Source organism: Terrabacter sp. AAH1 (genome assembly GCF_054456855.1).
In genome coordinates this window covers 364,829-377,548 of the sequence record NZ_JBTJJV010000003.1, presented here as the reverse complement: position 1 = coordinate 377,548, position 12,720 = coordinate 364,829, and the positions used below count along the sequence as shown (strand labels likewise).

Here is a 12,720-nt window from a genome sequence, read left to right as displayed (position 1 = left end):
CGGCCACGGACCGGCGACGCCACGACGGTCACCGCTCGACGATCTCCATGGCGGCGCCGGACGGGCCGGCGACGACCTCGGGCATGACGAGCGGCAGCGACTCGCTGTGCACCACGAAGTCCGCGGCCGACGACGCCTCACGCACCTGCTCCACCCAGATGACGGTGGGCGGCAGCATGAGCGCGGAGCCTGCGGCATACTCGCGCAGCAGCTCCTCGGGCACCACCCAGCCCGCCTGGTCGGCCTCGGTGGTCTCGCCGTCGGCCACCTGGAACGGCGGCATCAGCGCGGCGAAGAACCACGTGTCGTAGCGCCGCGGCTCGAAGACGGGCGTCACCCAGTGGGCCTTCGCCACGATGAGGTCCGACCTCAGCACGAGGCCCTTGTCGCGCAGCACGTCGGCGAGCGCCACCTGCCGGCTCACCAGCTGGCGGCGCACCTCGAGCCACTCGGGGTCGTCGACCCGGGCGAGGGGTCCGCTGGCTGACGGGCCGGCCAGCAGCACGCCGCACTCCTCGAACACCTCACGGATCGCGGCCGCGACGTACATCTGCGCCTCGGCCGGCGAGCAGCCGAGGCGCTCGGCCCACTCCGACGGCGAGGGTCCCGCCCAAGGCAGGCCCACCTCGCCGTCGCGGTCGTCGACGCCGCCACCGGGGAAGACCATCGTGCTGGGCGCGAACTCCATCTCGGAGACGCGCCGCAGCATGAAGACCTCGGGGCCGGAGTCGCCGTCGCGCAGGAGCATGACGGTGCTCGCGGGTCGCGGCTCGGCCTCGTCCCAGCGCTCGCCGGCGAGCCACCGGGTGGCGGCGTCGGAGATGCTCGGGGTGGTGGTCAGCGGGAACTGTCGTCCCGCGGTCATGGGTTCGCCGACGCTCATCGGGCGACGGAGACGATGACCTCGACCTCGACGGGTGCGTCCAGCGGGAGCGCACTGACACCGACGGCCGAACGGGCGTGGATCCCCTTGTCACCGAACGCCTTCACGAGCAGCTCGCTCGCGCCGTTGATGACCCCGGGCTGGCCGGTGAAGCCCGGGTCGGAGGCGACGAAACCGACGACCTTGACGACACGGCTCACCGTGTCGAGGTCGCCGACCTCGCTCTTGATCGCCGCGATCGCGTTGAGGGCGCACGTCTCGGCGAGGGACTTCGCGGTCTCGGCGTCGACCTCGGCGCCGACCTTGCCGGTCGCGGCGAGGGAGCCGTCGACCATGGGCAGCTGACCGGAGGTGAAGACGAGGTCGCCCTCACGGACGACGGGGACGTAGGCGGCGACGGGCGGCACGACCTCGGGAACGGTGAGGCCGAGCTCGGACAGGCGGTCTTCGACAGCAGACATCGGCTTCGCTCCTCAGGACTTCGGGCGCTTGAAGTAGGCGACGAGGCTCGTACCATCGGGACCGTTGACGATCTGGACGAGCTCCCAACCGTCTGCCCCGAAGTTGTCGAGGATCTGCTTGGTGTTGTGGATCAGGAGTGGTGCGGTGAGGTATTCCCACTGGGTCATGGCCATCACCCTACTCAGTGTCACCTCGGCCCTCGCGACCCTCTCCGCGTGCTCGGGTGGCGCCGACCACGCCCCGGCGAGCACGATGTCGACCACCATGACGAGACCTCCCACCAGCACCCCGACGGGCCCGGTCGGTGACGCGAGCGCCACCCGTTCCTACGGCGCCGACCCCGCACAGGTCTACGACGTCTACCCGCCCGCCGGCGCCACAGCGAAGGCGACGGTGGTCGTCGTCCACGGCGGGTTCTGGCGCGCGCAGTACGACCGCGAGCACGCCGTCCCCGAGGCGAAGGCCTTTGCGGCAGCCGGCTACCACGTCGCTCTCGTCGAGTACCGCCGAGCAGGTATGCCGGGTGGCGGCGTCCCCGGCACCCTCGACGACGTGCGTGACGTCCTCGCGTCCATCGCGGCGCAGCCGGACCTGCCCAAGCCGCTCGTGCTCGTCGGCCACTCGGCCGGCGGCCACCTCGTCACGTGGGTGGCCGGACAGCCGTGGGCCCGCGAGCGCGGCATCGCCGGCGTCGTGTCGCTCGCCGGCGTCGTCGACCTCGGCGCGGCCGACCGGCTGCACCTCGGCGACGACGCCGCGCGCGCCTTCGTCGGCTCGGGCCCGGGCACCGCGGCGTGGGCGTCGGCGGACCCCATGAGCACGCTCCCGCCCACCGTGCCCGTACGCCTCGTCGACGGCTCGGACGACGACACGGTGCCGCTCGGGGTCGCAGACGCGTACGTGAAGGAGGCGACGGCTGCAGGCGGCGACGTCACCGAGGACGTCGTGGAGGGCGCCGACCACTTCGCCGTCATCGACCCGGCCGCCCCGGCCTTCGCCCACGTGCTCGCCGCGGTGCGCTCACTGGCCGAGCGGTCGACGCCCTGACACGCTCCGGCGTACGTCACTGTTGCGCCCGGTGGAACAGTGACGTAGTGGAACAGTGACGTGGCCGCCGGCCACGCCGCCCTGCGCAGCCCTACGTCACTGTTGCGGCCCGCGGAACAGTGACGCAGCCAACGGCCCGGGACGGGGCGACCGCCGGGGGCTCCCGCGCGCGGCGCCATAGGGTGGGAGCGTGACGACCCGCCATACCGACCCACCCTGGGCGAACGCGCGGCTGCACGTCGTCACGGGCAAGGGCGGCACCGGCAAGACGACCGTCGCGTCGGCCCTCGCGCTCGCCCTCGCCTCCAAGCCCGGACGCGTGCTGCTGAGCGAGGTCGAGGGGCGCCAGGGCATCAGCCAGACCTTCGACGTGCCCCCGCTCGGCACCGACGAGACCCGCGTCGTGCGCCTGTCCGGCGGCGGAGAGGTCGTCGGTCTCTCGGTCGAGCCGAAGGCGGCCCTGCTCGAGTACCTCCAGCTCTTCTACAAGCTGGGCCGTGCCGGGCGGCTGCTGGAGAAGTTCGGCGCGATCGACTTCGCCACGACGATCGCGCCCGGTGTGCGGGACGTCCTGCTCATCGGCAAGATCTACGAGGCCAACCGCCGACGCCGCGACGGCCGGCACAAGGGCGACGCCGCACCGGTCTACGACGCGCTCGTGCTGGACGCCCCGCCGACCGGGCGGATCGGCCGGTTCCTCTCGGTCAACTCCGAGGTCGCCGACCTGGCCCGCGTCGGCCCCATCCACTCGCAGGCGGGCGCGATCACCCGCCTGCTGCAGTCCGAGCAGACCGTCGTCCACCTCGTCACCCTGCTCGAGGAGATGCCGGTCCAGGAGACCCTCGAGGCGGTGGACGAGCTGCGGTCCAAGGGGCTGCGCCCCGGCGCCATCGTCGTCAACATGGTGCGCGACCCCCTCCTCGACGACATCGCCCTCGACCAGGCGCGAGCCGGCCGACTGCACAAGGCCTCGATCCGCACGCAGCTCGCCGACGCCGGGCTCCAGGCCACCACCGAGCTCGTCGACGGCCTCCTCGAGGAGGCGCGCGACCACGCGCAGCGGATCGACCTCGAACGCGAGCAGATGGGGATGCTCGAGGCGACCGGTCTACCGATCGTCCAGCTGCCGGCGCTACCGGGCGGGGTCGACTCGGGCTCGGTGCGCGAGCTCGCCGACCTGCTGGTGCCGGCCTTCGTGACGCCCCTCGTGACGCCCCTCGAAGGAGTCGAGCCGTGAGCCCGGGCCCCGTCGCGAAGGAGGCGCCGGCGCTCGACGTCGACGCCCTGCTCGCCGACCCCGAGACCTCGATCATCGTGTGCTGCGGCGCGGGCGGCGTCGGCAAGACGACCACCGCGGCCGCCCTCGGGCTGCGCGCCGCCGAGGCAGGCCGGCGTGTGGTCGTGCTCACCATCGACCCCGCCCGCCGACTCGCACAGTCCCTCGGCCTGACCGAGCTCGACAACACGCCACGCCCCGTGACCGACATCGACGGCTCGGCGGGCGGCAGCCTCCACGCGATGATGCTCGACATGAAGCGGACCTTCGACGAGGTCGTGCTCGCCCACGCCGACCCCGACAAGGCGGAGCAGATCCTCGCGAACCCGTTCTACCTCGCGGTCAGCAGCTCGTTCGCCGGCACGCAGGAGTACATGGCGATGGAGAAGCTCGGGCAGCTCAAGGCAGCGGCCGGCACCGCGGACGCGCCCTGGGACCTCATCGTCGTCGACACGCCGCCGTCCCGCTCGGCCCTCGACTTCCTCGACGCCCCGAACCGCCTCGGCAGCTTCCTCGACGGCCGCTTCATCCGGCTGCTCACCGCGCCGGCCAAGGCCGGCGGGCGTGCCGGGCTCAAGGTCTTCGGCGTCGGCGTGCAGCTGGTCACCTCGACCATGACGAAGATCCTCGGCGGGCAGCTGCTCACCGACGTGCAGACCTTCGTCAACGCGCTCGACACGATGTTCGGCGGCTTCCGCGAACGTGCCGACGAGACCTACCGGCTCCTCTCGGAGCACGGCACCGCCTTCCTCGTGGTCGCGGCCCCCGAACGGGACGCGCTGCGTGAGGCGTCCTACTTCGTCGATCGCCTCGAGGCGGACCGGATGCCGCTCGCCGGGCTCGTCGTCAACCGCATCGGCCGCGTCGAGGCAACGGGCCTCACGCCGTCGCGGGCGCTGTCCGTCGCCGAGGCGCTCGAGGACGGCGGTGGGCCGAAGTCGGCGACCAATGCGGCCGCCCTGCTCCGGCTCCACGCCACCCTCGTCCGCACGGCCGAGCGACAGCGTGAGCTCGCGGAGCGCTTCTCGCGGTCACACCCCGGCATACCCGTGGTCCAGGTGCCCGCGCTGGGGCGCGACGTCCACGACCTCGACAGCCTGCGCCAGGTTGGGCACGCGTTAGCGGGGTCGTGACACCACCGAGTGGCCACGGCCCCGCTCACGTGTGACGTTGTGTCGGACTCGAGCCGCCGGACCCCACATCCGGACGTCTCGGAGGCTCAGACGGACTTGGCCTGAGCGGCCATGCCCGCGCGGAGCGCCGACTTCCACGAGGTGATATCGGGCCGCTTGCGCAGCAGGGCCCGGCGCTCACGCTCGGTCATGCCTCCCCAGACACCGAACTCGGTCCTGTTGTCGAGGGCCTCGGCCAGGCACTGCGCGAGAACCGGGCACGTCTTGCAGACGGCCTTCGCGTCGTGCTGGGCCTTGCCCCGGACGAACAGCGCGTCGGGGTCCTGGCCCGAACAGTTGGCCTGCGTGGCCCACTCGTCGACCCACGGATCCACGATTGCGACTGCACTCATGATGTTTCCCCTCCCCGCTCGGCACCTCCCATGACACCGAGCAGACCCGGACCGTCCCACCGGTCCTGGTCAAGCGGACCCCCCTAAGGCCCAAACGAGACATTACGAGTGGTGAGCGCCGTCGGACATAGGCCCTATGGACCATTTCGTTGGCCCGGTGACTAGTCACCCTCACACCGTCCCCATGGTCATCCAGAGTCGTGAATCGTCCGTTTGAGACATCCGCGTACCGTTGATCGTGCGTAGGACGGGTGGCCATAGGGTGAGCAGTTACCCTTGCCGCATGTCTTCACGCACTACCTCGATCGGCGGCGTCATCAGCCTGCTCGGCGCGTTCCTCGCGTCCGCGCTGGTGCTCGGACTACTCGCCGCCGGCCTGGTGATGCCCGCGGTGGGCGCCACAGGCGCCCTCGCCCGCAGCGGCGTCGACGTGTTCAACGAGCTCCCGAGCGAGTTCACGACCGACCCGCTGGCCCAGACCTCGCGCATCCTCGCGGCCGACGGTTCCGTCATCGCGACCCCGCAGGAGCAGAACCGCACCATCGTGCCGCTCAAGTCGATCGCACCCATCATGCGCGAGGCGCAGATCGCGATCGAGGACCACCGGTTCTACGAGCACGGCGGCATCGACATCCAGGGCACCATGCGCGCGGTCATCTCCAACCTGCGTAGCGGCTCGTCGGTCGGCGCCTCGTCGCTCACCCAGCAGTTCGTGAAGATCTCGCTCCAGTACTCCGCCCTCAGCGCAGGCAACGAGGAGGCGGCCCAGGCGGCCGTCAAGAAGGACTACATGCGCAAGCTGAAGGAGCTGAAGTACGCCATCACCCTGGAGAAGAAGCTCACCAAGGACAAGATCCTCGAGGGCTACCTCAACCTCGTCTACTACGGCGACCGTGCGTACGGCGTCGAGGCCGCCGCCCAGCACTACTTCAGCGTCCCGGCCAGCAAGCTGAGCCTGTCGCAGGCCGCCCTGCTCGCCGGCCTGACGCAGAACCCGGGCACCACCGACCCGGTCAACTTCCCGAAGAAGGCCATCGCCCGCCGCAACGTCGTGCTCGACCGCATGCACTCCCTGAACCGCATCACCACCAAACAGTGGACGGCCGCGAAGAAGCGCACGCTCAAGCAGGACATGAAGGTCACGAACCCGAAGAGCACGTGCCTTGCGTCCGAGTACCCGTACTGGTGCGACTTCGTCATCAACTACGCGCTGGCCATGCCCCAGCTCGGCAAGACGCTCGAGGAGCGCAAGCGCACCCTCTACCGCGGCGGCGTGACCATCACGACGACCCTCGACCCGCGCATCCAGCGCATCGCGCAGCGTGAGGTCACCAAGAACGTGCCGATCGGCGACAGGTCCGCGGTCGGCGCCGCGGCCTACGTGACCGACCCGCGCACCGGGCAGGTCAAGGCCTTCGCCCAGAACACCCAGTACACCGTCGGCAAGCAGACCCTCGGCAAGACCGGCATCAACTGGGCGCTCGACAAGAAGTACGGCGGCTCCGGCGGCTTCCAGTTCGGCTCGACGGCCAAGGCGTTCGCGCTCGTGACCGCCATGGAGTCCGGCATGAACACGAAGTCGAGCGTCAACGCCAAGGCCGCCGGCGGCAACTCCCAGGCCACCTACACCCCGAAGGAGTGGCCGGGCGGCGTCGCGAACTGCGGACCCGGCGGCCCGTGGAAGGTCTTCAACGACAGCCCGTTCAAGGGTGGTCGCATCTCGCTCATGGAGGCGACGGCGCTGTCGACCAACACCGCGTTCATCGCCCTCGCCGAGCAGCTCGGCGGCTGCAAGGTGCGCAACACGATGCTTCGTCTCGGGCTCCACCAGGCAGACGGCCAGCCGGTCGGCAAGTACGCCCCCCAGTACATCCTCGGCGCCTCCGAGGTGTCGCCGCAGGGCGTGGCGCAGGCGTACGGCGTGCTCGCGGCTGACGGCAAGAAGTGCCCCCTCGTGGCGATCACGAAGCTCACCCGCGGCACCCAGAACATCGCCCTCCCGGCGACCCAGTGCTCGCAGGTCGTCGAGCCCGACGTCGTGCGCGCCACGGACAAGTTCCTCGAGTACAACATGACCAACGGCTCCGGCCGCCGCAACCAGCTCGAGGGCGGACGCCAGTCCGCCGGCAAGACCGGTACGGCCAACCGCAACAACGAGTCGTGGTTCGTCGGCTACACGCCGCAGCTGACGACGGCCGTGTGGGTCGGGACGCCCGACGACGGCAACAAGCGCGTCATGACGAACCTCCGCATCGGTGACCGCTTCGTCCCGGTCATGCACGGCGCCTCGGTCGCCGCTCCGATCTGGAAGGGCATCATGAACGGCGCCCTCGAGGGTGAGCCCCGGATGAGGTTCGGTGAGCCCTCGGCGAAGCTGACGCAGGGCGACAAGGTCGACGTGCCGAGCGTGACGGGCCTCTCGGTGTCCGAGGCCATGGCGCGGCTGAAGGGCGCAGGCTTCTCCGCCGGCGTCGGCGGCACGATGGGCTCCTCGGTCCCCCGGGGCCTCGTCGCCGGCACCTCGCCCTACGGGCAGGCCGCGAGCGGCAGCTTCGTGACGATCTACACCTCGCGCGGCGGCGGCGACCGCCAGCCGGTCCCGCAGCAGCCACAGGTGGTGCAGCCGCCCCCGGCCGGTGGCGGTGGCGGCGGTGGCGGTGGCGGTGGCGGCAACGGTCGGGGCCGCGGCGGAGGCGGCGGCGGTCGCGGCTGAGCCGCCCGCCCACCGGCCCCGGCCGCACGGCTGGACCCAGGCACGACGAAGGCCCGACGCACGATTCGCGTCGGGCCTTCTGTCGTCTCCGGCCGTGTCGAGCGGGCCGTGTCGGCGTCAGCCGGCGAGCACGCCGCGCACGACGGCCGCGACCCGGCCGCCCTCGGCGCGACCGGCCACGGCAGCGTTGGCCGCCTTCATCGCGAGGCCCATCTGCGGCATACCGGTGGCGCCCGAGGAGGTGACGGCCTCACGGACGACCGCCTCGAGCTCGTCGTCGCCGAGCTGCTTCGGCAGGTAGGTCTCGAGGACGGCGAGCTCGGCCTCCTCCTTGGCCGCGAGCTCGGCGCGCCCCGCGCCGGTGTAGGCCTCTGCGGCCTCGCGGCGCTTCTTGGCCTCCTTGGTGAGCACCTTGAGCACGTCGTCGTCGCTGAGCTCGCGGTGCTCCTTGCCGGCGACCTCCTCGTTCGTGACTGCCGTCAGGGCCATGCGGATCGAGCCGGCACGCACCTGGTCGCGCTCGCGCATCGCGGACGTCAGGTCGGCCTTCAGCTGCTCCTTCAGGGTGCTCATGGGCCCAGTCTGTCAGGTCGGCGACACGGCCCCCGACGTGCTGGTGAGGGGTCTGGCGCACCAGTGCGAGGATGGGGCCCATGCGTGCCGTGACCAAGACAGTGCTCGGCCTGGGCCTCGCCGGCGCCGGGGTGCTCGGCTGGGCTTCGCTCGTCGAGCGGAATGCCTTCGTGCTGCGCCGCTTCGAGGTGCCGGTGCTGCCCGAGGGAGCCGAGCCCCTCCGCGTGCTGCATCTCTCGGACCTGCACCTGCTCCCTCGACAGCGCGCGAAGCGGAGCTGGGTGCACAGCCTCGCGTCGCTCGACCCCGACCTCGTCATCACGACGGGCGACAACATCGCGGCGCCCGACGCGGTGCCGTCGCTGCTCGACGCGTACGAGCTGCTGCTGCCGCTGCCGGGCGTCTTCGTGCTGGGCTCCAACGACTACTTCGCGCCCAAGCTGAAGAACCCGCTGGGCTACCTCACCAAGGACCACGCCAAGGGCGTCGGCACGACGCAGCGGCTCCCGACGGCCGACCTGGTGCGGGGTTTCCGATCGGGCGGATGGGTCGACCTCACGAACCGCCGCGATTCGATCAGCGTGCGGGGCCTGCGCATCGACCTCGTCGGCGTCGACGACCCGCACCTCGGCTACGACCGCCTCGACCTCGTGCGGGGCGCGGCATCACCGGACGCCGATCTCACCCTCGCCGTCACGCACGCGCCCTACCAGCGGGTGCTCGACGCGTATGCCGCCGACGGCGCGGACCTCATCGTCGCCGGTCACACCCACGGCGGACAGGTGTGCGTGCCCGGCTACGGCGCCCTCGTGACCAACTGCGACCTCGACACCTCACGGGTCAAGGGGCTCTCCCGGTGGTGGCCGGGGGCCGGCTCGACGCCCTCGTCGCAGGCGCCGGCCGACGCCGCCTGGCTGGAGGTCTCGGCCGGTCTCGGCACGGCTCCCACCGCTCCCGTACGCCTGGCCTGCCGCCCCGAGGCCACCCTCCTCACGCTCGTCCCCCGCTCCCGCGGCTGAGGGCCGCACGGGCCCTGGAAGGGGCGGCCGGGCCCGATTCGGAGATGGGCGGGGGGCTGCGCTAAAGTCTCTCCTTGCTGCCTCCGATCCACGGGTGACACCACCGATCAGGGGCAGGTGCAGCACCGGGGTGTGGCGCAGCTTGGTAGCGCGCTTCGTTCGGGACGAAGAGGTCGCAGGTTCAAATCCTGTCACCCCGACCATGCGGAACTGCAGCTCAGGACCCCCTGCCCACGGCAGGGGGTCCTCGCTTTTGCCTGTGCTCCGACCGTGCCGGCACGACACTGGATGGCGAGGGTCGTCGGCCGAACCGCGGCGCGGCCCGCCCCGGAGGGAGGCCACCGTGAGCCCGGACCCCAGGACGAACGAGCCCGCCCCGACCCCGCCCGAGGGAGGCGCCTCCCCGGCGCTGCCGGTCTTCCTGTCCACCGAGCACTGGAGCCTGCTCGGCACCCGGTCCCTGACGTGGGCCGAGGTGATGAGCCGCATCACGATCCACCTGACCGTGGTCTCGGCCTTTCTGGTCGTGCTGGTCCTGACGGCGCAGAGGACCGGCTTCGGCACCCCCTTCCGGGTCATGGCGATCGGCTTCGCGTCGGCGGCGCTCGTCATGGGCACGCTCACGGCGATCCGGGTCAACATGGCGAGCCAGGAGGATGCGGGACTCGTCACGGCGATGAACCGGCTGCGCCACGCCTACGTCGACCTGGCGCCCGAGATCGAGCCCTACCTCACGGCCTCGATCCACGACGACACGCGCGGGCTCATGTACTCGTACTCCGTCGGCCAGCGACGCAACCCGGTCCTGCACGTCATGGGCAGCACGTCCTTCTTCCTCATGACCGTCAACGCGATCGTGGCCGGCGCGCTGGGCGCCTTGGTCGCGAGCGCCGTCGACGCGAGCACGGGGACGGTCGCCGTCGTCGGGGTCCTCGCCGGCCTGGCCTACGTCCTCGCGCACCTCGAGATCGCGCGGCGCGTGTTCAGGGACAAGCCCTTCGACGTGCGCTTCCCCACCCCGGAGTGAGCGCCAGAGCGGCGCGAGCGGCCCGAGGCGCCGTCAGGGCGTGACCGTGATCAGCAGGCCCGAGACCGTCGTCCCGCGGCTGGTGGTGACCGTGACGGCGTTCGAGGCGTCCGGAGCCACGGGCGAGCCCTTGACCCGCACCGCCCACGCCCCCGTCGTGTCGACGGCAGCCGACCCCACGAGCGTCCCCGAGGCGGTGAGCCGCACCGTGACGAGGTCGGGGACGGGGGCCGTGGCCGTGCCCACGACCCGCCACTCCCGCGTGGACCGGCGGAAGGACACCTGGGTGACCGCGACGTGGTCGACGAGCGGGGTCACCGTCACGGTGGCCGAGGCCGAGCCGCCGGGTCCGGTGGTGCGCACCGTGAAGACGAGCGGCACGTCGGACACCGGCATGGTGAACGTGGCGCGCGCGGTGCTGCCTCCTTGGAGCGCGACCAGCGGGCCGGCGGTCTGGGTCCAGCTGTAGCCGTCGACGCCGGCGGACGTCGACGCGTCGAGCGTCACGAGGTCGCCGGGGTATGCCGTCTGGGCACCGCCCACGACGGCCGTGGGCGGCGCGACGCCGGCGACGGTGACGACGACGTCGTCCGTGGTCGGGCCTCCGGGACCGGTCGCCGTCAGCCGGAACGTCAGGGCGCCGTCCTGGGTCGGCGCGGTGAACGTGACGGTGGGCGCGGTGCCGCTGAGCACGACGGGAGAGCCCGCCGTCTGGGCCCACGACAGCGCGGTGGCGTTGAGCGAGGCCGAGGCGTCGAGGGTGACCTTCTGGCCCTGACGCACGGCCTGGTCGGGGCCGGCGTTGGCGATGACGGGGTTGGGCAGGTTGGCGCTGCCACCGACCGCGACCGGGGCCGCGTCGGTGCCGCCCGCGCTCGAGGTGACCACGACGTCCTGGGGCGGCGCGACGACGCCGGCGAAGACCTGCTGCCCGGCCGCGTCCAGGGCCCCGAAACCCCGGGCCGTGAGCGTGGGCGGGGTCGCGGACGTGTCGCTGGACGTCGCCCGCACGGTGAGGTTGTGGGTGGCCGTGTCGTACGTCGCCGACGTGACGATGACCCGGTCGGTCACCGTGGCTGCCACCGCGGTGGCGGGGTTGTCGCTCGTGTTCGTCACCGTGACCCGCGCGGGTGGCGTGGCTCCGGTGAAGGCCACGCGGGCGAAGTACTGCCCCTTGCCGTCCGTCCCCAGCGTCGTCGGGGTGCCCCCCGGCAGGGTCGCAGTGATCACCTCTCCCGGCACCGACGTGGCGAAGACGTCGACGAAGCCGCCGGTGGCGGAGGTTCGGGTGTACGTGGGGCGGCCGGCGTCGACGCCGAAGTTCTTGGCGACCTTCCCGGAGAGGGCGAACAGGTCGGTGGAGATGCTGTTGACCCCGGGGCCGCCGATGTCGGGGCCGTCGACGCGGAAGACGTTGGTGCCGAGGGTGCTTCCGGTGACCTTGTGCAGGACGGCCGGGTCACCGACGTACTTGTCGCCGTTGGGCCCGGTGACCTGACCGGTGTCCCACGTGAGGATCGGGTTGACCCGGGAGGTGAGCGCGCCCGTGAAGCTGCCGGGGGCGACGCCGACGTCCTCCGTGAAGTTGATCGACCGCGTACCGCCCTGCGCGACGTCGAACTCGTCGACACCGTAGGGGTGGGTGACGGTGTAGTGGCCGGCACTCGGGGTGTCGATCCTGATCCTGACCCGACCGAAGGTGACCTGCTGGCCCGGCGCCGGCCCGGCCTTCGTCGCGAAGGACGACTCGAGACCGGCCGTGTAGTCGGCGCTCGCGCCCCCGCCGAGCTGGATCCTCGAGGCGGCCAGCATGTAGAACGTCTCCATCGGGAAGTTCGTGGGGAAGACGACCGGCGCCGCCGGGTCGAAACCGGCGTTGGCGACGATCCCGCAGAGCGGGTCCTTCGGGTCGAGGCACTGGCCCACGGCCAGGCCGTTCGAGTCCCGGGACCAGGTCGGGAAGCCGTTGTCGGGAGCGACCGGGCCGACTGCTGACAGGAACGACGGCGGGACCGTTGTCGGCACCGCGCCGGAGACCAGTGCCGAGAAGGCGATCGCAGCAGCCGCCACGACCACCGTGGTGACGAGCCGCGGGAACCGTCGCGTGAGCGGCCACGCCGGGACGACAGGGGTGGGGACGGCGCCGGCGGGGCGTCGGTGCGGCCACGGGTTGCGGTTCATGGTGCTCTCCAGGT

Annotated in this window: 12 protein-coding genes and 1 tRNA gene; 7 read left to right on the top strand and 6 right to left on the bottom strand. The window is 71.8% G+C overall.

Features of this window, described 5'->3' with window-relative positions; all coding sequences use genetic code 11:
* Window positions 1-28 precede the first annotated feature (28 nt).
* Genes ACXR8F_RS07825 through ACXR8F_RS07815 form a run of 3 tightly spaced genes read right to left on the bottom strand, consistent with a single transcriptional unit; the run spans window position 29 to window position 1,512 of the window.
* The gene (locus ACXR8F_RS07825) at window positions 29-865 is read right to left on the bottom strand and encodes an NUDIX hydrolase (protein ID WP_045190796.1); all 837 of its coding nucleotides are present in this window, start codon (window positions 863-865) and stop codon (window positions 29-31) included.
* Window positions 866-879: 14 nt separating this feature from the next.
* Window positions 880-1,344 (bottom strand): RidA family protein, encoded by a 465-nt coding sequence (locus ACXR8F_RS07820; protein WP_458799495.1) that lies wholly within the window; start codon window positions 1,342-1,344, stop codon window positions 880-882.
* Between the two features lie 12 nt (window positions 1,345-1,356).
* Window positions 1,357-1,512, bottom strand: coding sequence for a DUF4177 domain-containing protein (locus tag ACXR8F_RS07815; protein WP_142179199.1), 156 nt, complete (start codon window positions 1,510-1,512; stop codon window positions 1,357-1,359).
* Here ACXR8F_RS07815 and ACXR8F_RS07810 point away from each other — a divergent pair.
* From ACXR8F_RS07810 to ACXR8F_RS07800, 3 genes are all read left to right on the top strand, one after another.
* Complete coding sequence (locus tag ACXR8F_RS07810) at window positions 1,511-2,392, top strand: alpha/beta hydrolase (RefSeq protein ID WP_458799494.1); 882 nt, start codon at window positions 1,511-1,513, stop codon at window positions 2,390-2,392. The genes ACXR8F_RS07815 and ACXR8F_RS07810 overlap by 2 nt on opposite strands.
* Before the next feature lie 190 nt (window positions 2,393-2,582).
* Complete coding sequence (locus ACXR8F_RS07805; RefSeq protein WP_458799493.1) at window positions 2,583-3,629, top strand: ArsA-related P-loop ATPase; 1,047 nt, start codon at window positions 2,583-2,585, stop codon at window positions 3,627-3,629.
* A complete protein-coding gene (locus tag ACXR8F_RS07800) occupies window positions 3,626-4,801 on the top strand; it encodes an ArsA family ATPase (protein ID WP_458799491.1) in 1,176 nt (391 codons plus the stop codon). Before ACXR8F_RS07805 ends, ACXR8F_RS07800 begins: the two co-directional genes overlap by 4 nt.
* A gap of 86 nt (window positions 4,802-4,887) precedes the next feature.
* Here the strand turns inward: ACXR8F_RS07800 and ACXR8F_RS07795 are convergent, their stop codons facing one another.
* Window positions 4,888-5,193 carry a WhiB family transcriptional regulator gene (locus ACXR8F_RS07795; protein ID WP_045190706.1) on the bottom strand — a complete coding sequence of 102 codons (306 nt, stop codon included), beginning with the start codon at window positions 5,191-5,193 and terminating at the stop codon, window positions 4,888-4,890.
* A 283-nt stretch (window positions 5,194-5,476) separates the two neighbouring features.
* Between ACXR8F_RS07795 and ACXR8F_RS07790 the strand changes: the two genes are divergently transcribed.
* The gene (locus ACXR8F_RS07790) at window positions 5,477-7,906 is read left to right on the top strand and encodes a transglycosylase domain-containing protein (protein ID WP_458799489.1); all 2,430 of its coding nucleotides are present in this window, start codon (window positions 5,477-5,479) and stop codon (window positions 7,904-7,906) included.
* A gap of 117 nt (window positions 7,907-8,023) precedes the next feature.
* On the opposite strand, the gene ACXR8F_RS07785 is transcribed toward ACXR8F_RS07790, so the two are convergent.
* A complete protein-coding gene (locus ACXR8F_RS07785) occupies window positions 8,024-8,479 on the bottom strand; it encodes a GatB/YqeY domain-containing protein (protein WP_458799487.1) in 456 nt (151 codons plus the stop codon).
* An 80-nt stretch (window positions 8,480-8,559) separates the two neighbouring features.
* Between ACXR8F_RS07785 and ACXR8F_RS07780 the strand changes: the two genes are divergently transcribed.
* The 3 genes from ACXR8F_RS07780 to ACXR8F_RS07770 all read left to right on the top strand — a co-directional run bounded on the left by ACXR8F_RS07780 (window position 8,560) and on the right by ACXR8F_RS07770 (window position 10,525).
* Window positions 8,560-9,498 carry a metallophosphoesterase gene (locus tag ACXR8F_RS07780; RefSeq protein WP_458799485.1) on the top strand — a complete coding sequence of 313 codons (939 nt, stop codon included), beginning with the start codon at window positions 8,560-8,562 and terminating at the stop codon, window positions 9,496-9,498.
* A gap of 126 nt (window positions 9,499-9,624) precedes the next feature.
* Window positions 9,625-9,701: transfer RNA gene (locus ACXR8F_RS07775), tRNA-Pro, on the top strand.
* 140 nt (window positions 9,702-9,841) lie between these two features.
* Window positions 9,842-10,525: a hypothetical protein gene (locus tag ACXR8F_RS07770; protein ID WP_458799483.1), complete on the top strand. Its 684-nt coding sequence runs from the start codon at window positions 9,842-9,844 to the stop codon at window positions 10,523-10,525.
* Between the two features lie 33 nt (window positions 10,526-10,558).
* On the opposite strand, the gene ACXR8F_RS07765 is transcribed toward ACXR8F_RS07770, so the two are convergent.
* Window positions 10,559-12,706 (bottom strand): PKD domain-containing protein, encoded by a 2,148-nt coding sequence (locus tag ACXR8F_RS07765; RefSeq protein ID WP_458799481.1) that lies wholly within the window; start codon window positions 12,704-12,706, stop codon window positions 10,559-10,561.
* Between the last annotated feature and the right edge of the window lie 14 nt (window positions 12,707-12,720).

Coding starts and splice junctions, on each gene's coding strand:
- ACXR8F_RS07825 (WP_045190796.1), bottom strand. CDS start 865: ATGACCGCGGGACGACAGTTCCCGCTGACCACCACCCCGAGCATCTCC.
- ACXR8F_RS07820 (WP_458799495.1), bottom strand. CDS start 1,344: ATGTCTGCTGTCGAAGACCGCCTGTCCGAGCTCGGCCTCACCGTTCCC.
- ACXR8F_RS07810 (WP_458799494.1), top strand. CDS start 1,511: ATGGCCATCACCCTACTCAGTGTCACCTCGGCCCTCGCGACCCTCTCC.
- ACXR8F_RS07815 (WP_142179199.1), bottom strand. CDS start 1,512: ATGACCCAGTGGGAATACCTCACCGCACCACTCCTGATCCACAACACC.
- ACXR8F_RS07795 (WP_045190706.1), bottom strand. CDS start 5,193: ATGAGTGCAGTCGCAATCGTGGATCCGTGGGTCGACGAGTGGGCCACG.
- ACXR8F_RS07790 (WP_458799489.1), top strand. CDS start 5,477: ATGTCTTCACGCACTACCTCGATCGGCGGCGTCATCAGCCTGCTCGGC.
- ACXR8F_RS07785 (WP_458799487.1), bottom strand. CDS start 8,479: ATGAGCACCCTGAAGGAGCAGCTGAAGGCCGACCTGACGTCCGCGATG.
- ACXR8F_RS07780 (WP_458799485.1), top strand. CDS start 8,560: ATGCGTGCCGTGACCAAGACAGTGCTCGGCCTGGGCCTCGCCGGCGCC.
- ACXR8F_RS07765 (WP_458799481.1), bottom strand. CDS start 12,706: ATGAACCGCAACCCGTGGCCGCACCGACGCCCCGCCGGCGCCGTCCCC.